Below are 21,349 nucleotides of genomic sequence, written 5' to 3'. Positions count from 1 at the left end.
AAAGAAAAAGGAATCACGAATGAATAGAAAGCAAGCCCTATCTATGTATTTGTTAGGGACCTTTGGTCAAGTATTAGGAGTCTGCCTTCTGGTTTGGTTTTTAAGAGCAGGAGGAGTCAAAGTTGATTTTACATCATCATTTGGGATCATCGCTATTATTGTAGGTGGCTTGTCATCAGCTTTGTGGGGCAGTCTTGCAAGCATTATTTACCATCAATCTAGTTTCAAACAAATTCTAAAAGATTTTTTTCAAGTCAAAGACAGTTTGGCAAATTATTGCTTAGTGCTCTTTTTCTTGTTGCTTGACTTTTTCCCATTTATCTTAGGTGGTAAGATCACCACTCAATCGTTGGTCTTGCCAGTAGTACTTTTTTTCAAGGCTCTTCTTTTCGGTGGGATTGAAGAAATTGGCTGGCGTTATTTCTTTCAGCCAACTTTGCAGGAAAAAATACCTTATCTTTCAGCTACTTTGATCACCTTTTCAGCCTGGTCTAGTTGGCATCTACTATACTTTTATATTGATGGTTCTTTAGGTGTCATTCAATTGTTTCCGTTTCTAGTAGGTCTGCTAACTAACTGCTTTATCTTATCGGCCTTGTATCATAAAACGGAAAATTTATGGATCTGTGTCATGACTCATGCCTGTATCAATGCCTTGTCTCAGATGATAGTGAATGAAGAGGTATGGCTATCTATCGTTAGTAAAATTCTTATTATTAGTTTAGCAATCATGATTGCAAGAAAGAAGTATGTAACTGTAAAGGAGGAAAAATGAACAAATTTATTTCAAAACAATCAGTTGCTATCTGGTATGCATTGACTGCCCTCCTTGCTACATTTCTAGTAGGGCAAGTGATCCTTTGGTTTTTCCCAGATGGAAGTAGTATGGGGACCTCACTACTGTTTATCCTAATGAACTTGATTCCTATGATTGTGGCTGCTGTCTTTTCTCTGGTGTTGAGTGAAGTCAACTCCTTGGGTGATTTTTTCAAAAAGATTTTTCTTCAAAAAGAAAGTTCCCTATCCTGGATCCTAGCTTTCTTCATCCCCGTCATCTATTATGGGATTTCCATCTTGCTTATGAATGTTCGCTTTACTGGGAACTCCCTCTTGGCCTTCTTCCTCTATTTTCCTTGGACCTTTTTATATGGAGGTCTGGAAGAAGTCGGTTGGCGTTGGTTTTTACAAGAGCATCTTTCCTTTAGTAAGCACTTTATACCTAAAATGATGGTTCTTTCCATTGTCTGGTTCCTCTGGCATATTCCTATCTATCAACTCCCTTGGATTACAGCAGGTTCGTCCAACTATCTCATCTTTTACCTGATGATTTTAGGGAATACCTTCCTATTTGGAGCGCTCAAGGAGTACTCGAAAGGAGCTGTCCCTTGTATCCTCGCTCATATGCTAATTGATAGTCTGGCTGTCCTTATGCTGGTTCAAAGTTCTCTTCCTCAGATTATCCTTCTAGTTATTTTCGAAATCCTAGTAGCCTCTTGGCTAGTGGCTATACGAAAATCAGAGAAATAGAATTGTAACTTTTTCGGTGGGAGTCTGTCATCTTTACCCTTTAGGACTTCAATGTAGACTCCATAAAATGCTATAATCAGTTTAACGAAGAACCTAGAGATAGGATCAAAGTATCAACACAGTGTTATTCTTATCTATAATGAGAGAGGGGGAAAACCATGCAAAAAACCTTTCAGTTGTTGCGAAGAGGAGATATAGAGGGAGTCCGTCAGATATTGGATAAAAAGCCTGAAGAAGTCAATGCTGTTTCGGGTGACAAACCTAAAAGAGATCAGGGACAGTCGCTCCTTCAAGTCGCTATCAAATCGGGACATTTAGATATTGCAGACTTACTTCTTGATAGAGGAGCAGATCTTAACTTTATTGAAGAGCCGACAGAGCTGAATCCATTTTGTCAACCAGTCCTCCAAACAGCGGGTGGACGAGCTGTATTTGACTGCCGGCGCATGATCAAACGCTGGAATGGTCAATATGAGATGTATTCGTCTAAGGAAAAGGCTGACCAGTCTTTCAAGGTTTTTGAGAAAATGTTGGAACTTGGGGCCGATATCTCTCAGAAGGACAGCCATGGTGGGACTTTGTTGCAAACTATTTTAATTGAAACCAAGGAAGTTCTGCCATCTTATTATTGGAAAACAAAAGAAACAAGCGATAATGTCCTCATAACGGATGAATTACGTCATGATTTAAATCGTATTTATGATCTATTAATTCGTTACGGTGTGACTGCGGATGAAATAGCGGTCTATCAGAAGATTCCCCTCAAAGAGCTTTACCAAGACAGTCCGACCATGGAGTTCTTAAATCGGTTAGATCAAGGCAGATCTTGATAAGCATTTGAACTACTAGTTAAAAGAGCCTCAGGGCTCTTTTTGCTTGGTCTGACAAAGTTAGAAGTAGTAGGAAAATGTTAGACCGGATTTTCTTAAAAAAATGGATACAAATTCTAGATGAAATAGAGTATACTAGTTTATGAAAGAACAAGATTTTTAAGTACCTAATTTAGGAGGGCAGTTTATGTCTCAAGAAACTTTCATCATGGCGATTGACCAGGGAACCACTAGTTCGCGGGCTATCATTTTTAATAAAAAAGGCGAGCAAGTTAGCTCTAGTCAAAAGGAATTCACTCAGATTTTTCCGCAGGCTGGTTGGGTGGAGCACAATGCCAATGAAATTTGGAACTCGGTGCAGTCGGTGATTGCTGAGGTTTTTATCGAAAGTGGCATCAAGCCCAATCAAATAGAGGCAATCGGCATTACCAATCAGCGAGAAACGACAGTTGTTTGGGATAAGAACACGGGGCTTCCTATTTACAATGCCATTGTCTGGCAATCACGGCAAACTGCTCCACTGGCTGAGGAACTTAAAAACCAAGGCTATGTAGAAACCTTCCATCAAAAGACAGGTCTAGTTATCGATGCCTACTTTTCAGCGACTAAAGTTCGTTGGATTTTGGACCATGTAGAAGGGGCGCAAGAGCGTGCGGAGAAGGGCGAATTGCTCTTTGGAACCATTGATACTTGGCTGGTCTGGAAGCTGACGGATGGAGCTGCCCACGTGACAGACTATTCCAATGCTGCCCGTACCATGCTTTACAATATCAAGGAACTGAAATGGGACGATGAGATTTTGGAAATCCTCAACATTCCTAAAGACATGCTTCCTGAAGTGCGTTCAAACTCTGAAATCTATGGCAAGACAGCTCCTTTCCATTTCTACGGTGGACAAGTGCCGATTGCAGGGATGGCGGGGGACCAGCAGGCTGCTCTCTTTGGTCAATTAGCCTTTGAACCTGGTATGGTCAAAAATACTTATGGAACTGGATCTTTCATCATCATGAATACGGGTGAGGAGATGCAGTTGTCAGAAAACAACTTGCTGACGACGATTGGTTATGGGATCAATGGCAAGGTCTACTACGCCCTTGAAGGATCTATCTTTATCGCTGGAAGTGCCATTCAATGGCTCCGTGATGGCCTGCGTATGATAGACAATTCACCTGAATCTGAGGCCTATGCTTTGAAGTCCCAGAACCAGGATGAAATCTATGTGGTCCCTGCCTTTACGGGTCTTGGAGCACCATATTGGAATCAAGAGGCGCGTGGTTCTGTCTTCGGACTTACCCGGGGAACGACCAAGGAAGACTTTATCAAAGCAACCCTTCAATCCATTGCCTATCAAGTACGCGATATCATCGACACCATGCAGGTAGATGCAAAAACTCCTATCCCTGTCTTAAAAGTAGACGGAGGGGCAGCGAAAAATGATTACTTAATGCAGTTTCAGGCAGATATTCTTGGGATTGCGATTGCCCGTGCGAAAAACCTGGAAACAACGGCTTTAGGAGCAGCCTTCCTAGCAGGTCTGACCGTAGGCTATTGGAAGGACTTGGAAGAATTAAAATCTCTTCATGGAGCAGCCCAAATCTTTGAACCCAAGATGAATGAATCCCGAAAGGAAGAGCTGTACAAGGGGTGGAAGAAAGCAGTCAAAGCCACTCAAGTATTTGCGGAATCTGATGACTAAAGGGACCCATCAAACGAATAGTTTAAGAGAAGCCTTCGAAAGAAGGCTTTTTATGTAGCTTTTACAGAATAGAACAGTTATCTGTTTGGCTAAAAGCTTTACTCTATTTCACGCTTTCGTTCATTTATCACTAAATAAAAATATCATATAAATAAACTTTTTTTAAAAAATAACAGGCCAGAGTTTGACACTTTTTTCACAAAGGAGTATACTGTTAGCATAGTTTTGTCGGAAATTTATAATAGACCCCATCAAAACTAATTGTCAACCCTTGCTGTTCTGATAGGAACGTTTGCTGGTATCGTTGATACCAAGGAGGAATCATATGTCTAAAGTAGCTATTGTCACAGGTGCTGGTCAAGGAATCGGTTTTGCAATCGCAAAACGCTTGGTGCAAGATGGCTTTAAGGTTGGAGTATTGGACTACAATGCTGAAACAGCTGAAAAAGCAGTTGCTGAGTTATCGGCTGAAAATGCTTTTGCGGTTGTTGCTGATGTATCTAAAAAAGAAGAAGTGGCTGCAGCTTTCCAAAAGGTTGTTGACCATTTTGGAGATTTGAATGTTGTCGTAAACAATGCAGGTGTTGCGCCAACTACACCACTTGATACAATTACAGAAGAACAATTTACACGTACATTTGCTATTAACGTTGGTGGCGTGATTTGGGGTGCTCAAGCTGCACAAGCTCAATTCAAAGCGCTTGGCCATGGCGGAAAAATCATCAATGCAACTTCACAAGCAGGTGTTGTCGGAAATCCAAACTTGACTGTTTATGGTGGTACTAAATTTGCAGTTCGTGGTATCACACAGACTTTGGCGCGTGACTTGGCTGATTCAGGCATCACTGTCAATGCCTACGCACCAGGTATCGTCAAGACTCCAATGATGTTTGACATTGCCCATGAAGTTGGTAAGAACGCAGGTAAAGATGACGAATGGGGTATGCAAACATTCGCTAAAGATATCACTTTGAAACGTCTTTCTGAACCAGAAGATGTAGCAGCGGCTGTCAGCTTCCTTGCTGGACCTGACTCAAACTACATCACAGGTCAAACCATTATCGTGGATGGTGGTATGCAATTCCATTAAGATGAAAAAAGAGGTTGGGATCAACATCCTAACCTCTTATTTTGTGCGTTCACAATAAAAGAAACGGAGATCAAAAAAACCACTCCCGAAAGGGAAGTGGTTCTGTGTTGGTTCTTATTTGAGACCGTATTTTTTGTTGAAACGATCCACACGTCCATCTGCTTGAGTGAACTTTTGACGTCCAGTGTAGAATGGGTGTGAGTCTGATGAAATTTCAACACGGATCAATGGGTAAGTTTCACCTTCGAATTCAACAGTCTCGCTAGAGTACTTAGTTGAACCGCTGAGGAACTTGTAACCAGTAGTAGTGTCCATGAAGACAACAGGGCGATATTCTGGATGGATATCTTTTTTCATTTTGCAATATTTCCTTTCTGCCATGGTCTCTTTCCGAGCCATAGATTGTTACTAAGCTAGTTTACCAAATTTCCAAGATCTTGACAAGTATTTTCACTAATTTTATTTAAATTTATGATCAAAAAAATCACCCTGGCTAAGCCAAGGTGAATCTAATCTTATTATTGTTCAGATTGATTTGGGTCTTTTGGTGCTTCAACTGGTTGATCAGCTTGTCCCTCAGTGTGTTCGTGTGATTCTTTTTTGATTTCATTTACAGCAGTTTTTACAGTAGAAGTTGTCACGCGTCCAACAGATTGGGCAAATCCTTTACCAGATTCAGAAAGTTCTTCGAATGTTCCTTTTGTGATTTTACCACCTGACATCGCCAAGAGACCAGTTACAACAATAGCGATTGATGCGATCAAAGCAAGGATCAAACCAAAGCCAATTGAAACCCCATAGCCATTGAAATTAACAGCGTACTTGTTCACACCGAAGACATCGATCAATGTTACAACAGTTGAGAGAGACCCTGATACGATAACACCAATTGCAAAACCTTTTGGTAGTGAAGTTTTTACATCGTTCAAGCAAGCAAGGACAATCGCAACGACTGCGAAGATAATAACAAACCATCCATCTCCGCGAAGGCCATTCCAGGTGTATGAACCAAAATTTCCAGCATTAAGGTTTGCCCATGGCAAGAAAGAGCTAAGAATCGCTACCGCAAATGAAAACCCCATTACCAAGATAAAAAGGCTGAGAAACCGTTCTCAGCCTTCGTTTGTGCGAGCCACTTCTTGTAACTCTTTGTAGATTTGGTCATTTTCTTCAAGAGAGTAGGAGTTGGCACCACTAGCTAGTGGATGGCCACCACCATTATGGCGTTTTGCAATCTCGTTGATCACCTTTCGTTTGCTCCGCATCCGGACACGGAAGTGACCGTCTGCCTGCTCGACAAAAATAGCCCAAACAGACACGGTATCGATGCGTCCAGGAGCCCCAACAATCGCAGCAGTCTCGGAATCACGTAGATCGAATTTTTTCAAGAGCTCTTGTGTCAAGGTCACACGCGCAGCGCCATATTCATCGATCTCTAGATGGTCATAGACGTAGCCTTGAAGCTTAGCGGTTTTAAGATTGATCGTATCCATTTGACGAGCAAGGGCAGTAAAATCAAAGGGAATGCTTCGAAGTGTTGCAGCGATCTCAAAAGTCCGAGTCGAAGTAGCAGGATAAAGGAAGCGACCCGTATCGCCGACAATCCCAGCATAGAGGAGACGCGCAGCACTAACAGGAAGTTCGAGATCTAATTCCTTAGCAAAAAGTGCAATCAGCTCACTGGTAGAGCTTGAGTCTGTATCAACCCAGAGCAGATCACCATAAGCATCGTCATTTGGATGGTGGTCGATCTTGATCAGGAAATCACCATTCAAATAGCGCTTGTCATCGATGCGGGGAGTATTGGCCGTGTCACAGACAATCACCAAAGCCCCATCATAATCCTCATCCTTGACGTCATCCATTTCAGCAAGCCAAGTCAAGGTCGGCTCATCATAGCCAGTTGCCAAGACCCGCTTTTGAGGGAAGTGCGCACGCAGGAGATCCCGCAAGCCCACCTGGCTCCCAATTGCATCCGGATCTGGATTTTGATGACGGTGGATAATAATCGTGTCATAAGCTTGAATCTTTTCAAGAATGTCATTCATTACGTTCATACATTACCTCATTTTCTCTGTCAATTTTAACATAAAAAAGGCCCATCCAGCAAGCATTTATCACTATGTAGGGGCAGTGGAAGCGGTTTTACAGATATTCAATATTTTGGTAGAATGAATGAATAGATTGAGTATGGGAGGAACTAGAATGATTGAAATTAAAAGTAATGCTGAGACAGCACAAGAGTTAGCGGCTTCTTTAAAAGATAGTGGGGATACACTTTCGGGAGTTGCATCAGCTTCAAAAGATGAACAAACCAAACTATCCGGTAATGATGCTGCCCATCAAGCCATTGATACTGCTAAAACCAAAGCAGAAGAAATTGCAGCAGCGATTGAATCAATCGGGACCAACCTACAAAGTGTTTCAACTGGATTTACAGAAGTGGATGAAGCGACTGCTGCGAGCATGCAATAGGTTGAAAGAGTAGGAAGATGGATTACGATCAACGACTGTTAGAATTAAGAAAAAAAGAAGACCAACTTTTCCAGAAAGAAAGGGCCATTATAAAAGAAACAAGAAAGTTGGAAGAGGATTTGAACCGCTTTGAAGCGTATAGCTATGATGCACACCGTTTTTTATGGAATGCATTTGAATCTTATCCTTCCTCTAGAAATTTTTTTGACCACCTTCAGGAGGAAGCCCTTCATGAATCGCGAAAAATTTCAACTAGTTATTTGGAAGAAATAGATGAATTAGCTATCCAAAAAAGAACAATCGAAGATGATTTAAATGATATTTATCACGAACGAAAAAAACTAAACTTTGAAAAGGAGAGTGACGATGGGAATCGAAGTTTATCGAGGTAGTTTGGATAGTCAGGCTACTAGCACAGGGACGATGGTTGAGCAGCAACTGAAAGCCTATGAGGCACTAGAAACATCATTAACCCAAATAGAAAACTCAGCCTCACGCTTGTCTGGCCAAGCTTACGACTCATTTAGAACCTTTGTGACAAGTGTTGTTAAGCCATTGAAAGAAGCCGGCGTAGCTTTAGCGGATGCGACACAAGAAAGTGTGAAAAAGCTCCCAAAATCCTATCGCTCTGAGGTGGCTGATGAGGACTTACAGGAAGAAAAGTTGGTTTCTGATATTGAACAGTGTGATCGGATGATTGCTATGTTTCATGCAGAGATCAATGAAATTGCAGCTAGTCAATCGACCAGTGCTGGAGATTTTCAACGGTTGCAGAGATTACAGCGACTTCAAGGCTTAAACATATTAGATGGTATTGTAAAAGCTGCTAGAAATAAACTACAAGAAAAATTAAACAAACTAAGAGCATTTAATGCAACGTCACCAAGCATCTTCTGGGAAATTGATGTTTTAGCCCAAGCTATTCAAATAGCTGTCAATCAAATTAACGTAGCGTGGGATCCAAATACTGGAATGTATTCTATTCCAAAGGATTTATCTTGGTCAGATCTCGTAAATGAAACGATTAAGAATAAAGAGTTTGAAAGTGAATATTTGCCAACGAAACCAAAGGGTGTAACAGCTTTCGAATATAACCAATTTCTCACGGGATTACGTGAACAATCAGTGAACCTTAAAGAAATAGATGGTTGGGATAAGGATGCCATCAAAGGTTATGTCAAAGGCGTTTCAAAAAGAACAGCAGATATCAAGACAGGCAGTGAGTTAAATGCAAGGAGAGATGCTTTGTATGCAGAAACCAAGGAGATTGGATCCGATATCTATACAGAAATGTATGCTAGTAGTAAACTAGATTCAAAAGCAAAAGTAGAACTGGTTCTTAAGCAATTGGGTGCAGAAACGGACAAAAAGCAGTTTATGCATTTGACAAGCAAAACGCATAAGATTTCAGAGAATCTACCACCACATGGTGATTTCAACATGTATTTCAGACGTGATGTTGTAAAAGCATTCGGTGATAAACATCTTAATTACAAAAAAGATTTACTTAGGCAGCAAGTTCATTTCTTCCGCTACTATCTGGATCGTCAAGCAATTTACTATATTCGCAATCATTACGAAGGTGCAAATGATTACGAGAAACTGTTAGCATATGGTAAAGAAAATAATATTGAATTTGATTACACAACCGGCTCTAACTACCATAACCGCTTTAATCCAAAAGATGGCTTCAAACGTCCCTATAATATGAAAGTTCAAGTCCCTCAGGGCAATTCAGCTAAAGGAAAAGATTTGAACAATGCCCGGATGGTGGAATTTATTGTGAATTTGGATACCGGCGAGTTTGACAGTCAATGGGATGCCTATGATAATCACAAGCTAGCAAATGGTCGCTATGATTCTAATCCAAATAATTATTTTAAAGATGAATTAAGGGAAATTGCTAACACGGAATCATTTAATTACGGCCCTTCAAAAGGTAATAATACGGATGTTTCGGGAATTTATCAAGGAAAACATGGAATGCTTGATGTGGATGGTACTCCTGAGCCAGCTACTCGAACTGAAGCAAAAAGACTATTTCGCTATGAAAATGATTTGGGTAAAACAGATGAAAAAACTGCTCATGTAGGTCAATTTGCGGATATTGTAAAAGGAGGAGGACATGAAGACTATGAAGCATGGCAACGTAATACAAAAGGAATGTCAGAAAAAGAAAAAATGGAAGAGTATAATAAATATAAAAGTTATGCTAGTGGCATTAAGCCTAGCGATCGCGGGTATAATAAGTATACTCGTAGCCCTGAGTACATCAAAGAGCATAAGTGATACTCATTCAATATTAATAAATAAACGTTATATTGAGACTCAAAGTATTTCAGATAATGATAAAAAATTATCAATCAGTGCAGGTTTTGATTTAAAAGAAAAAGATTTTTTTTATTACCATGGAGCTGCAATAAAAAATAATAAATTGTATGGTGGTAGTCAGGAATATAGTGCTGCGGAGTATTATAAAAGAGCTTTGGATATTGAGCTCACTTCAGCACTTTTAAATCACCACATTAATATTGAAGATATAAAAGATTCCAACTATCAAATCACTCGTTCAACTGATTCATTCATCAATAAAAAATTATTAGATGAAAAACATCCGCCAGAATTTGAAGGTAGATATTCTATCAAGGATAGTCAATTTTCCAAAGTTCGTATTACCTACAACAAAGAGTTTCTACCTACTAAAATTGAGTGGTACTATAAGGGTGAAGAAGGGCTAAAATGGTACACTTGGCGCACGTATTCATACCCATTTAAGAATAAGGCTGAATTTAATAAGAAGCTTGATGAAGAAATCGAAACTATTAAAGAAATTCAAGAAGAAAATGAGGGTGATTGACCTGTTATTGAAATAAAGCTGAGCTTATTTAGGGCCCAGCTTTATTGTTAGGAAGACACTTCCTTTTAGGTATATATTTTGTTAGAATGAGAGAGATGAAACACATTAAAAGATTAACAAGCAAATGGGAATTATTGTTTCATTTGCCAAAAATAATGATGGCAATTCTTGCCCTGTTTTTTATAAGTAGTTGCAGTAACAATCGATCAGCATTGAATGTTTTAAAGAAAAAGCAATTTGTTATGATCAAAATGGGAGATTCTACCGATGAGCATTTTGAGGTTGGGGTGGACCTTGAGAAAAAAGAATATTACTATAATGATGAAACGGCAGTGAAAGACGATACAGTTTATGGTGGTTATAAAGCGGACTGGGATCGTAAACAGTATTACAAATCTGCAGTAAATGAAGAACTATCGTCAGTTCTGTTAAGTAAGAAAATTACTACTGATGAAATTAAGAAATCTAACTATCAGATTACAAGTTCACCGAAAAGATTTGTGGATGATAAATTAATGAAAGAGGAATATCCGCCTGAATTTGAAGGTAGATATTCTATCAAGGATAGCCAATTCTCCAAAGTCCGTATCACCTACAACAAAGAATTCTTACCTACTAGAATCGAGTGGTACTATAAGGGTGAAGAAGGCCTCAAATGGTACACTTGGCGCACCTATTCGTATCCCTTCAAAAATAAGGCTAATTTTGATAAGAAATTAGATGAAGAAATTAAAACTATTAAAGCAATTCAAGAAGAAAACGAGGGCGATTAGGTTGAATCGGTCCAAATTCTTGAAACGTGTCCCTTCTTTCAGCTTATCGGGAAAGGTTTCGTGCAAAATGCTTGAAAAAGTGGTATAATACGGGAAATAGCTTTTGGGAGGAAATTATGACTGTAGCGAAGATTGTTTTTGCTAGTATGACTGGAAATACTGAAGAAATTGCTGATATCGTAGCGGACAAATTCCGTGATCTTGGTGTCGAAGTAGATGTGGATGAGTGTACAACTGTGGATGCGGAGGACTTCCTTGATGCGGATATCGCAGTGGTAGCGACCTATACATACGGCGATGGAGAGCTTCCAGATGAGATCCAAGATTTCTACGAAGATTTGGCTGGCCTTGATCTCAAAGGCAAACTTTACGGTGTGGTAGGATCAGGTGATACCTTCTACGATGAATTCTGTAAAGCAGTTGATGATTTCGACCGTTGCTTCGCTGCGACTGGTGCTGAAAAAGGTTCTGAGTGTGTCAAAGTTGATTTGTCTGCAGAAGACGAAGACATTGAAAAATTAGAAGCCTTTGCAGAAGAACTCGTAGCAAAAGCAAATTAATGACAAAGAGGCTGGATCGATGGATTTCAGGCTCGATTTATATCCAAAATAAAGAGGAGACACATGGATTTAGATATTATTAGACAAGAAATTGATCAAATTGATGACCAAATCGTAAGACTTTTAGAAGAAAGAATGCATCTAGTTGAGGGTGTAGTTGCTTATAAAAAGTCTACAGGAAAACTAATCTTGGATACCAAAAGAGAAGAAGTTATCTTTGAAAAAGTCAGAAATCGCGTCATCGATAAAAAATACGAAGAAACAATTGTTGAGACTTTTTCAGATATTCTCAAACGTTCGCGTGATTATCAGGATAAAACTATCAAATGAAAAAAGAACAATTCTATTCACTAGGAATCTTTCTAGCTGCCATGTTAGGAGGATTAGTTCGTTATCAGGTATCTAGATGGTTGCCGGCAAGCCCAGATTTTCCTTGGGGGACGCTTCTTGTCAATTATCTAGGGATTTTCTGCTTGGTTTATCTTGTAAAAGGTTATCTGGTTTATAAAGGGAGTAGTAAAGGCGTCGTTCTAGCGCTTGGAACTGGGTTCTGTGGTGGATTAACGACATTTTCTAGTTTTATACTAGACGCCGTGAAAATGCTGGACACAGGACGATATATTAGCTTGCTTGTGTACCTAATTTTAAGTGTCGGCGGGGGACTTTTATTGGCCTATTGTCTAGGGAGGAAGAAATGGTAGTATTTTATCTAGCACTTGCTTGTGGACTAGGTGCTCTTATGCGTTATTTCTTTTCACGTTATAATCAAGGTTCAGTACTGCCTCTAGGAACTCTCATAGCTAATATTTTGGGCTGTTTTCTGATTGGTTTATTCTACAATCATGTGGAATCAAAAGAAGTCTATCTTATCCTTGCTACAGGTTTTTGTGGCGGTTTGACCACGTTTTCAACCTTGAATGATGAACTCCAAAGACTACTTAGTAACAAGAAGGCATTTTATAGCTATTTATTATTAACCTACTTGCTTGGTTTTTTGGCGATTTTTTTGGGAATTTTGCTTTAAATTTCTTTACATTTTCTAGGAAATTTGGTAAACTGTATCTTGTGTGTAATGGACGCACAAAAATACAGTTTATCCGCTGAGGAAGTTTCCTCAAGATTGACAAAGATAGGAGAATAAAATGAATCCATTAATCCAAAGCTTGACTGAAGGTCAACTTCGTACAGATATCCCTTCATTCCGTCCTGGTGACACTGTTCGTGTACACGCGAAAGTTGTCGAAGGAAACCGTGAACGTATCCAGATTTTTGAAGGTGTTGTTATTGCACGTAAAGGTGCTGGCATCTCAGAAAACTACACAGTTCGTAAAATCTCTAACGGTGTAGGTGTTGAACGTATCTTCCCAATCCACACTCCACGTGTTGAAAAGATCGAAGTTGTTCGTTACGGTAAAGTACGTCGTGCGAAATTGTACTACCTTCGTGCATTGCAAGGTAAAGCAGCTCGTATTAAAGAAATCCGTCGTTAAGACGAACAAGGAGGCGGGAGTGATCTCGCTTCTTTTTTTATCGGTCCCCTTAGTTCAATGGATATAACAACTCCCTCCTAAGGAGTAGTTGCTGGTTCGATTCCGGCAGGGGACAATATAGATAAGTAAAACACTGATTCGCCAGTGTTTTTTCTTTAGCCAAATGTTGGCAAAGGTCATAAAATATCCATGGTGTGGTATAATAGGGGAAAACGTAACATTGATTTTTTAAGGTAGTCTCATCATTTTGGAATACCAAATTTAAAAGACTTCTAAGTGATTTACAAGTTTGGCCTAAAAGAGATATAAGAAAAGGAAGAATAATGAAAATTTTTGGTATAAGATCTACCATCACATTTGACTATGAAAAGGCTATGCTTTAAAAGCAGAGGTAGAATTGTTGACTGATGGAAGCTTTATTGTATATAGGTTAAGTATACAGAATTGGGAGCCACCTACAACCACATTCGTATCACACAGAACGAGATAGATAAACTTGTCGAGGAAGTGGATTCCATGATGACTGAGCAAACAATACATCTCGAATTTATCTGAGTTAGAGTAGGAGAAGGATGATGAAAATTGATTACGGTGAACGGATGGTCACATGGGAGTGGGATGGTTGCGTAATAAAGATAGAACTACCAGATATCATTCATGCGGAATATAATAAAGATGAGAACATTGTTATCGTCTATAGTGGAGAAAACTTTGTAAGCAAAATCATTTTCTACTTTAGTTTAGAAGGAAAATTGTTATGGCAACAAAATTTACTAGAAGGAACCCTGGATTGGAATCATAATGGGAAGCATCAGATTAGTTTTCATCATTTACATCATCTTCGCTTTAGCCCTAAATATCAGCGTATCTTCAGTATATTTCGCTCATCCAGCGATTTTGACGTTCCATCAGAACTAGAGGTTTATAATTTAGAAGGTAAGAAAATCGACCAAATTGAATCTCCTTCAGGATTTACTATGTTATATATTTCTGAGATAAGTAAGAAGAAACTGAGAATTGTATGCGAGGCTCTTAAAGAGGATTGTTTTGATAAATCTGGTCGAAGAGATTTCTATTTTAATTTGGAGTTAGAAACTAGAAAATGGGTAAAAGATGGCATCGCCTATTGAGGAAGAGCTTGAGACATTAATTCCACTTGCTGAACAAAAATGTATTGACCGGAGAGGCAAACTTCCAGACGATTATGTATCACCATTGAAATAGACAAAAAGAAATAGTATGACAACAGAAATTCAACAATACAAAAATTGTACGATATTAAAAAACAACAATGATTATCAGATTCTGTGGAGTAGAGGGAAAGAAGTGCTTAACTTTCCCATTAGCCAAAAATTAGCAGAACGTGTTTCAAAATCAGAAAAAGATGCTTTAGAAGTAATGTTTTATTGTGAACATCATCTTTGGCCAAAGGCAGATGAGTTAGATGATTATAATCATTCCAATACGATTGTACATAGAGGCGATGGATTTGTTGTATATGAAACAGATGGTTATTACGAAATTAGCTTCTTTAAAGAAGTTGGAGGAGCTATGGGCTCAGAAGTATGCTATCCCATTACTAAGGAACTAATGGATAAAGCATTTCAATCTTCTAGGGAAGCATATGAGGTGATGATTTATGCCGAAACAGGGCACTGGCCCTTAAGTAAGCAAGATGATATTGATAGAAACTATATACGTAATCATCCTGAAACTATGCTACCAAATATAGAAGATCAACGTGAGTTGTTTGATGTTGAAGAGTTTAAAGCTCTTGTAAAAAAAACTATTGTTTCAGAACTAGAACCTAGCGAACTTGACGCTATTGGTATAGTTGATAATCATTTAGAGCTTCTTCTGGTGGATTCAGTCGGCTGGCAGGAAGAGATAGAAGCAGTCCATCTGGAAATTCTGCAAGAAAAACTCAATAACTATATCTACTTCCTCGAAAGCAAGCAATATGTGGATAGATATGGCGATAAGTTTGATAAAAAAGTTATCCATATTACTTTCCAATATTCCCCATCTGATAACGGTTTGGCCTTTCTCGCGGCTGTTCAGAAAGTATTACAACCGACGGTTATGAGCCTGAAGGTGGAATTGCCGGAGTAAAGAACAACTAAGAAGAATAAAATTAATCAATTTATGAGGGATAAAAAATATTAAAGCGAAGGTCAGTCAAAAAATAAGATAGCTAAAAAGTAGACCAAAATTTTCTAAAAGCCTATTAGAATAGGCTTTCTAAGCATATTTTATATTTCGGCAGGGGACAGAGATAGAAAAGATAAAACTGACAGTTGAACTGCACCCCAAAAGTTAGATTTTTTCTGTCTAACTTTTGGGGAGTAGTTCACTTATGACAGAGTGTTGACGTTTTAGAGCCGTGTTGTTTCGAATGGTCCTAAAACTTATTTTTTTATGATATAACAGAATATTTTAAAAATGAAGGGGTTTTCTATGGAGAGAGATGTGTTTTTTGATTATTTTTTAAAATCACTTAGGTTTCATTTGGGTGATAGGTGTAAGGATATTGGATTTATAAAGTTTTTTAAAGATGAAAATAATTGTTTTATTACTATAGAGAATTATGTTTTGGAATCATTTGTAGTATTGTCAAATATTTTGAGTAAGGATAGGATTGTGTTTTCTTGTGGAATTATTCATAGTAAGGGGGTAGGTACTGGAGTAGAAGTATGTATGAATGTATTAGAGTTAGAAAGATTAAATAATTTGTACAAGATATAGTTTTGAAGCATATTAAAAAAATAAGGGAAACTGTCTATGTAGGATGTGTGGAGTTGATAGTATCAATGTTTCCTTGTTTTAGAGCTGTGTTCTTTCGAATGATTCCAAAACAAGAAAAACAAAAAATGATGGTCTAGGAGCTCGATATATTGAGCTTCTTTTTCTTTAGAAATTCAAATCATAATTTTACAGACTTTTATGTCATTAATTTATTCTCCCCCTCCTCTTTTTCTTTGACTCTCCTTTCTTATTTTTCTAAAATAGTAGGTGTGTGAAGGGAGATTGATATGAAAAAGGGTTTTGTGATTGTGCTTTCTGCTTTGGTCTTGGCTTCCTGCGGTCGTCCTCATAGGACGGTGTCGCCTAAGAGTTCGGATACCAAGCAGACCAGCACTTCGGAAAAGAAACAGTCTGGTATGGATTTGAAAGCCATCAAGGCTAAGGACTACTCGAGTATCAAGGGGACTTGGATCGATGGGCGTGGCAATGAGCTGGTCTTTGATGACAAGGGCTTGGTCAGCGAGGATGTTGAGCTTAATGCATCGAGCTTTAAGCAGAAGGACCAGATCGCTGAGATGACGGTTAGTGCCAAGTCGGGTGTTGGAGGCTACGGTCTCTTGCTCCTGCCAAAGGGTCAGAAAGCTGGCAAAGACGATGCTTCGGATAAGTCCAAGGATCGGATCTGGGCTGGTCAGTCACCGGCTTATGGCGATGATGACAATTTCTACTATCGCAAGAAAGAGCAACCGAAAGATCGGGAGCAAGTAGATACAGATGATAGCAGTAGTAAGTCTAAGACGAGTAAGGCCAAGAAGTGGAATACTCGATCGGATAGCGAGGTCAAATCTTCGAAGAAGGCGGATCAGAATGATTATCCAGGCTACACCGATGCTCAGGTCGAAGCTGCGCGTGTCTGGGCTTATGTGATCAAGAACGTTCCTTCAGAGTTAAATATTTCAAATAGTGCAGCTGGAACAAAGATTTATAATGGTGGCTTGGGTGTCGATTATCCAAAAGATGTGCGCCATCTGTTTGGTTCTTATTCAGCAGAAGGAAATATCACTTATGCATCCAACGGTGATGGGACAGTGACGATCTATCCTGTACCGAGCCACTGGCAACAGTCTGCGGATGAGCTTAATAGTGAAGAGTTTATGACGCAATTTACCCAAGGGATCTTGGACCATGCTGAAACGGTGACTTTGCCAGATGGGGATCCAGACATGATTCGCCAGATTCTTGCAGTACTGAAGTAAGAAAGATTATGGTAAAATAATATTAGATAAAAATTTTTTAAACTATTAAAGTTCTAATGACCTATTAGGTTATAAGATTAAAGGTTTGGAATATCTTTTACAGGAAGCTTATGCAATTTTGGTCAATTACAGGTCGTTTTCTACTTGTAAAAATAAAAGGAGAAAATCTATGAAAAAAACTATGTTTGCAACAATGACCATTCTCTCGCTATTTCTGTCGTCGTGCGCGCAAAAAGAAGTGAAGAATGAAGACAAAAAAGAGCAGTCTACTGAACAGAATGTAAAAGATTCTACAAAGGAAAGTAAAGAATCAGTGGTCAAAGGGATGAATCAAGCCCCTACCTCATTGGTTGGAAATGAAAAACCTAATGTAGTATTTGCTTATATGCTTCAAAATCAAATCAATGGCGAAAATGAGATAGCGAGAGTGTATTATAATGAAGAGTATCTGATCCTTGTTTTCTCTGTATCAGAAAATATGCTATCTTTAGCAAATATAAATCCAAAAGATTATTGTAAGACGCTTTTTGATTTAAAAGAAGAGATAGTAAAGCAATACAATGCAACTCAAAAAACACCAAGCAGTATAAAACTTAAAATATATGATAAAGATGAGAAGCTCTTGGCAACGGAGGAAAATGGAGCTTTGGTGATTAAGTAACTAAATTTAGTTAACCATCTGTCGCCATCTACGTTTTACATTTTTCTCACGAATCCACATTTATTGTTTTTTTAAGCTGATCCTGTTACAATGATACTACACGGAAAAGACTGGTCTTCCAGCCTTTTTCATTTCACTTTAGAAAGGTCTTTTATGAAACGCAAATCGATTTTGTTTCTCTATTTACTCTTGCTAGCGATCGGCCTAGCCTATGAGACCCAGTCACTGACAGAAGGCTGGATGTCTGGTAGTCAGTACGGGATTGTGGGACTTTCTGCCCTGATCCTTTTGGTTTATGCTCTTCCTGCTGTTTGGGCTCTCTTTCATTTTGCGAAGAAGTGGAAGTTGTCTTGGGTACCGGTTCTCTTTTCTTTATTAGGAGGGGGCTTTGTTGCCGGTTGGTTGTCTAGCTTTGCCAATACCTATTTCCATGACATGATTCAAGCGATCGCTCCAAATAGCGACTTTTGGAACCAGTACGAGAGTGCCATCGCTGCGCCCCTCTTTGAGGAACCATTTAAGTTGATTCCCATCTTCTTTGTCCTCTATTTGTTCAGTGTCCGTCGCATCAAGTCGATCTTCCTCTTGGCGATTGCCTCTGGTCTTGGTTTCCAGATCGTCGAGGACTTTGCCTATATCCGTCAGGACCTGCCAGGAGGTTTCTCTTACACGGTGTCAGGGATTCTCGGTCGTGTGGCCAATGCGCCCATGTCTCACTGGGTTTACACAGGCCTTGTTATGCTAGGGCTCTTCCTAATTGTCCAAGCAAGCAGAGGACGTAAGGATCTGGCACCAGCAGGCTGGGGATATTTAGTAGCAGGGTTTGGACTCCATTTTGTTGGCAATTCACCTTTCTCACAAATCGTGACCGAGTTGCCGATTGCGATTCCAGTCTTGAATGCTACTGGGCTCTTCCTGATCTACCAAGCTTATCAAGCCGTCGAGCGATTAGAACAAGCAAAATAAAACAAAGAAAGAATGAGAGTGGGACAGAAATCGGTAATTCGTTAGAATTCGATTTCGTCGTCCCACCTCCGCACAGTTGAGTAGGGCTGTAAAAGCTGATGAAATCAGCGTAGTAGAGCCCACTCAACCACTGCGTCTTGCTCGACAATCCAAAAATAATTAAGAGGCTAGGACTTTTGTCCCAGCCTCATTTTTGTTATTTTCCAAGACAGAACTGGCTGAAGAGTTGGGTGATGAGCTCATCTGGTGCAGCATCCCCAGTGATTTCTCCGAGAATTTCCCAGGTGCGGGTGAGGTCGACTTGAAGCAAGTCTACCGGCATACCGAGGGCCAAGCCTTCGTTGACCGCTTGCAGGCTTTCAACAGCTTTCTCGATGAGGGAGATGTGACGAGCATTAGAAAGATAAGTCGCATCTTGCTCAACCAGCCCAGCATTTTCGAAGAAGAGGGCATTGATCCGGTCTTCAATTTGATCGATGTTTTGGTTTTTCAGAACGGAAATCTTGATATGATCTTCCGGCAGTTGGTCGATTTCGATCTTCTCTGGGAGGTCGACCTTATTGAGGAGAATGATGCGGTTGCTATCTTGAGAGATTTCAAGGAGTTGGCGGTCTTGATCGGTCAAGGGCTCGCTAGCATTGAGAACGAGGAGGACTAGATCGGCTTCCTTGAGGGCTTTTTTCGACCGTTCGACACCGATTTGCTCAACGATGTCTTCGGTCTCCCGGATACCAGCTGTATCGACCAATTTGAGGGGAACCCCGTTGATGTTGACGTATTCCTCGATAACGTCACGGGTGGTCCCTTCGATATCGGTAACAATGGCTTTTTCTTCGCGAAGAAGATTATTGAGGAGGCTAGACTTGCCAACGTTTGGACGACCGATGATAGCAGTAGAAATCCCTTCACGCAAGATCTTTCCACGGCGGGCAGTCTTGAGGAGGTTGGTCAAGAGGGCTTCAAATTCACTGGTCTTTTCACGGATGATCTCAGTGGTTGCTTCTTCGACATCATCGTACTCAGGATAGTCGATATTGACTTCAACCTGGGCCAGGGTATTGAGGATCTCTTGGCGCGTGTTGTTGATGAGGTCAGACAGGGAACCATCGAGTTGTTTCACGGCGATGTTCATAGCCTTGTCGGTCTTTGCGCGGATGATGTCCATGACGGCTTCAGCCTGGGTCAAATCGACCCGACCATTCAGAAAGGCCCGCTTGGTAAATTCACCAGGTTCAGCTAATCGAGCGCCTTCACGAATGACCAATTGCAGGATTTCATTGGTTACGGCAATCCCGCCGTGGGTGTTGATCTCGATGATGTCCTCACGGGTGAAGGTCTTCGGCGAGCGCATGGCTCCCACCATGACTTCGTCAAGAATCTCGTCCTTATCAGGATCCGCAATATGGCCGTAGTTGAGCGTGTGGCTCGCCACCTTGCTTAAATCTTTCCCTTTGAAGATCTTTTGCGCAATGGCAAAGCTGTCTGTCCCGCTCAAGCGGACGATTCCGATAGCCCCCTCACCGAGAGGAGTCGAGATGGCAGCAATTGTATCAAATTCTTTAGTAATCATGTCTTTCTCTTTTCCTGTAGATTCATCTCTATTCTATCGTAAAGTCAGCGGACGGGCAAGGTTTTGCTTTTAGAACTAAAAGATGGAAAGGTTTTCAAATAATTAGTGAAATCTATTACAGAATATGCTATACTGTAATAGAATATAAAAGGAGGTCTATGATGGTAAACCTAAAGGAACAGGTAGGAATTAAAGCGGCTGAGTTTGTCAAAGACGGCATGATTGTCGGTCTCGGTACAGGGTCAACTGCTTATTATTTTGTGGCTGAATTGGGTCGTCGCATCAAAGAAGAAGGCTTGCAGATCACAGCTGTCACAACGTCGAGTGTGACCTATGATCAGGCTGAAAGTTTAGGCATCCCGCTCAAGGCTATCGACGATGTCGAAGTGGTAGATGTGACAGTGGATGGCGCAGATGAAGTGGATCCTCAATTAAACGGGATCAAAGGTGGCGGTGGGGCTCTCCTCATGGAAAAAATCGTCGCAACCAATTCAAAAGATTGCATTTGGATCGTGGATGAATCCAAACAAGTTGCAACTCTTGGTGCTTTCAAACTTCCAGTGGAAGTAGTGCAATACGGGGCTGAAAATCTTTTCCGTCATTTTGAGCAAAAAGGCTACCATCCTGCTTTCCGTCAGGCGGATGATCAACGATTTGTCACCGACCAAGGTAACTTTATCATTGACTTGGATCTCAAGGTGATCGAGGATGCAGAAGCTCTATCCAATGAACTGGATCACACCGTAGGCGTCGTAGAGCACGGTTTATTCTTGAACATGATTTCAAAAGTGATTGTAGGGACACCAGATGGCCCTGTCATCATTGAAAAATAGAGAGTGGGACAGAAATCGGT

26 protein-coding genes and 1 tRNA gene are annotated in these 21,349 nt (G+C 40.1%); 23 read left to right on the top strand and 4 right to left on the bottom strand.

The window, feature by feature from the left end:
• Window positions 1–19 precede the first annotated feature (19 nt).
• The 5 genes from O3646_RS03060 to O3646_RS03040 all read left to right on the top strand — a co-directional run bounded on the left by O3646_RS03060 (window position 20) and on the right by O3646_RS03040 (window position 5,143).
• Window positions 20–775, top strand: coding sequence for a CPBP family intramembrane glutamic endopeptidase (locus O3646_RS03060; protein ID WP_272143604.1), 756 nt, complete (start codon window positions 20–22; stop codon window positions 773–775).
• Window positions 772–1,527, top strand: coding sequence for a CPBP family intramembrane glutamic endopeptidase (locus O3646_RS03055; RefSeq protein WP_371610517.1), 756 nt, complete (start codon window positions 772–774; stop codon window positions 1,525–1,527). The genes O3646_RS03060 and O3646_RS03055 overlap by 4 nt, the downstream gene beginning before the upstream one ends.
• A 158-nt stretch (window positions 1,528–1,685) precedes the next feature.
• Complete coding sequence (locus O3646_RS03050) at window positions 1,686–2,357, top strand: hypothetical protein (protein ID WP_070589156.1); 672 nt, start codon at window positions 1,686–1,688, stop codon at window positions 2,355–2,357.
• Window positions 2,358–2,544: 187 nt separating this feature from the next.
• Window positions 2,545–4,053, top strand: coding sequence for a glycerol kinase GlpK (glpK, locus tag O3646_RS03045; RefSeq protein ID WP_070589154.1), 1,509 nt, complete (start codon window positions 2,545–2,547; stop codon window positions 4,051–4,053).
• Between the two features lie 325 nt (window positions 4,054–4,378).
• Window positions 4,379–5,143, top strand: coding sequence for a (S)-acetoin forming diacetyl reductase (locus tag O3646_RS03040; protein ID WP_049472783.1), 765 nt, complete (start codon window positions 4,379–4,381; stop codon window positions 5,141–5,143).
• A gap of 114 nt (window positions 5,144–5,257) precedes the next feature.
• Here the strand turns inward: O3646_RS03040 and O3646_RS03035 are convergent, their stop codons facing one another.
• The 3 genes from O3646_RS03035 to O3646_RS03025 all read right to left on the bottom strand — a co-directional run bounded on the left by O3646_RS03035 (window position 5,258) and on the right by O3646_RS03025 (window position 7,200).
• The gene (locus O3646_RS03035; RefSeq protein WP_003016441.1) at window positions 5,258–5,500 is read right to left on the bottom strand and encodes a type B 50S ribosomal protein L31; all 243 of its coding nucleotides are present in this window, start codon (window positions 5,498–5,500) and stop codon (window positions 5,258–5,260) included.
• A gap of 161 nt (window positions 5,501–5,661) precedes the next feature.
• The gene (locus O3646_RS03030) at window positions 5,662–6,225 is read right to left on the bottom strand and encodes a lantibiotic ABC transporter permease (protein ID WP_277839359.1); all 564 of its coding nucleotides are present in this window, start codon (window positions 6,223–6,225) and stop codon (window positions 5,662–5,664) included.
• Between the two features lie 30 nt (window positions 6,226–6,255).
• Window positions 6,256–7,200: a bifunctional oligoribonuclease/PAP phosphatase NrnA gene (locus tag O3646_RS03025; protein ID WP_371610516.1), complete on the bottom strand. Its 945-nt coding sequence runs from the start codon at window positions 7,198–7,200 to the stop codon at window positions 6,256–6,258.
• A gap of 148 nt (window positions 7,201–7,348) precedes the next feature.
• Between O3646_RS03025 and O3646_RS03020 the strand changes: the two genes are divergently transcribed.
• The 17 genes from O3646_RS03020 to O3646_RS02940 all read left to right on the top strand — a co-directional run bounded on the left by O3646_RS03020 (window position 7,349) and on the right by O3646_RS02940 (window position 18,926).
• Window positions 7,349–7,618: a TIGR04197 family type VII secretion effector gene (locus O3646_RS03020; RefSeq protein ID WP_023917931.1), complete on the top strand. Its 270-nt coding sequence runs from the start codon at window positions 7,349–7,351 to the stop codon at window positions 7,616–7,618.
• Between the two features lie 17 nt (window positions 7,619–7,635).
• Window positions 7,636–8,010 carry a DUF3958 family protein gene (locus O3646_RS03015; protein ID WP_023917933.1) on the top strand — a complete coding sequence of 125 codons (375 nt, stop codon included), beginning with the start codon at window positions 7,636–7,638 and terminating at the stop codon, window positions 8,008–8,010.
• Window positions 7,985–9,907: a DUF3114 domain-containing protein gene (locus tag O3646_RS03010; RefSeq protein WP_371610515.1), complete on the top strand. Its 1,923-nt coding sequence runs from the start codon at window positions 7,985–7,987 to the stop codon at window positions 9,905–9,907. The genes O3646_RS03015 and O3646_RS03010 overlap by 26 nt, the downstream gene beginning before the upstream one ends.
• Window positions 9,828–10,475, top strand: coding sequence for a hypothetical protein (locus tag O3646_RS03005; protein ID WP_371610514.1), 648 nt, complete (start codon window positions 9,828–9,830; stop codon window positions 10,473–10,475). Before O3646_RS03010 ends, O3646_RS03005 begins: the two co-directional genes overlap by 80 nt.
• Window positions 10,476–10,570: 95 nt before the next feature.
• The gene (locus O3646_RS03000; RefSeq protein ID WP_371610513.1) at window positions 10,571–11,248 is read left to right on the top strand and encodes a hypothetical protein; all 678 of its coding nucleotides are present in this window, start codon (window positions 10,571–10,573) and stop codon (window positions 11,246–11,248) included.
• Between the two features lie 116 nt (window positions 11,249–11,364).
• Window positions 11,365–11,808, top strand: a complete 444-nt coding sequence (locus O3646_RS02995; protein ID WP_003007049.1) for a flavodoxin — start codon at window positions 11,365–11,367, stop codon at window positions 11,806–11,808.
• 63 nt (window positions 11,809–11,871) lie between these two features.
• Window positions 11,872–12,138: a chorismate mutase gene (locus O3646_RS02990; RefSeq protein ID WP_195423107.1), complete on the top strand. Its 267-nt coding sequence runs from the start codon at window positions 11,872–11,874 to the stop codon at window positions 12,136–12,138.
• Entirely contained in the window at window positions 12,135–12,509 is a 375-nt protein-coding gene (crcB, locus tag O3646_RS02985; protein WP_195423110.1) for a fluoride efflux transporter CrcB, read from the top strand. Before O3646_RS02990 ends, crcB (O3646_RS02985) begins: the two co-directional genes overlap by 4 nt.
• The gene (gene crcB, locus O3646_RS02980; protein ID WP_195423112.1) at window positions 12,503–12,832 is read left to right on the top strand and encodes a fluoride efflux transporter CrcB; all 330 of its coding nucleotides are present in this window, start codon (window positions 12,503–12,505) and stop codon (window positions 12,830–12,832) included. Before crcB (O3646_RS02985) ends, crcB (O3646_RS02980) begins: the two co-directional genes overlap by 7 nt.
• Window positions 12,833–12,950: 118 nt before the next feature.
• Complete coding sequence (gene rplS, locus O3646_RS02975) at window positions 12,951–13,298, top strand: 50S ribosomal protein L19 (RefSeq protein ID WP_001068669.1); 348 nt, start codon at window positions 12,951–12,953, stop codon at window positions 13,296–13,298.
• Between the two features lie 43 nt (window positions 13,299–13,341).
• Window positions 13,342–13,413 (top strand) — tRNA-Arg (locus O3646_RS02970).
• 460 nt (window positions 13,414–13,873) lie between these two features.
• Window positions 13,874–14,428: a hypothetical protein gene (locus O3646_RS02965; protein ID WP_049513781.1), complete on the top strand. Its 555-nt coding sequence runs from the start codon at window positions 13,874–13,876 to the stop codon at window positions 14,426–14,428.
• Window positions 14,429–14,696: 268 nt separating this feature from the next.
• Window positions 14,697–15,410 carry a DUF6572 domain-containing protein gene (locus tag O3646_RS02960; protein WP_272106810.1) on the top strand — a complete coding sequence of 238 codons (714 nt, stop codon included), beginning with the start codon at window positions 14,697–14,699 and terminating at the stop codon, window positions 15,408–15,410.
• A gap of 345 nt (window positions 15,411–15,755) precedes the next feature.
• Window positions 15,756–16,043, top strand: a complete 288-nt coding sequence (locus O3646_RS02955; RefSeq protein WP_254727664.1) for a hypothetical protein — start codon at window positions 15,756–15,758, stop codon at window positions 16,041–16,043.
• Between the two features lie 287 nt (window positions 16,044–16,330).
• Complete coding sequence (locus O3646_RS02950; RefSeq protein WP_049485841.1) at window positions 16,331–17,299, top strand: DUF6287 domain-containing protein; 969 nt, start codon at window positions 16,331–16,333, stop codon at window positions 17,297–17,299.
• A 169-nt stretch (window positions 17,300–17,468) separates the two neighbouring features.
• On the top strand, window positions 17,469–17,960 hold the full coding sequence (locus tag O3646_RS02945; RefSeq protein ID WP_031575757.1) for a hypothetical protein: 492 nt from the start codon (window positions 17,469–17,471) through the stop codon (window positions 17,958–17,960).
• Window positions 17,961–18,113: 153 nt separating this feature from the next.
• Window positions 18,114–18,926 carry a PrsW family glutamic-type intramembrane protease gene (locus O3646_RS02940; RefSeq protein ID WP_223345584.1) on the top strand — a complete coding sequence of 271 codons (813 nt, stop codon included), beginning with the start codon at window positions 18,114–18,116 and terminating at the stop codon, window positions 18,924–18,926.
• A 196-nt stretch (window positions 18,927–19,122) separates the two neighbouring features.
• On the opposite strand, the gene mnmE is transcribed toward O3646_RS02940, so the two are convergent.
• Entirely contained in the window at window positions 19,123–20,496 is a 1,374-nt protein-coding gene (gene mnmE, locus O3646_RS02935) for a tRNA uridine-5-carboxymethylaminomethyl(34) synthesis GTPase MnmE (RefSeq protein WP_049522958.1), read from the bottom strand.
• A gap of 161 nt (window positions 20,497–20,657) precedes the next feature.
• Between mnmE and rpiA the strand changes: the two genes are divergently transcribed.
• Window positions 20,658–21,329 (top strand): ribose-5-phosphate isomerase RpiA, encoded by a 672-nt coding sequence (gene rpiA / locus O3646_RS02930; RefSeq protein WP_150906803.1) that lies wholly within the window; start codon window positions 20,658–20,660, stop codon window positions 21,327–21,329.
• The last annotated feature ends 20 nt before the right edge of the window (window positions 21,330–21,349 follow it).

This window comes from Streptococcus sp. 27098_8_148, from assembly GCF_041432105.1.
GTDB classification, from domain to species: domain Bacteria; phylum Bacillota; class Bacilli; order Lactobacillales; family Streptococcaceae; genus Streptococcus; species Streptococcus parasanguinis_AE.
This window is presented reverse-complemented; position numbering and strand designations above follow the sequence as displayed.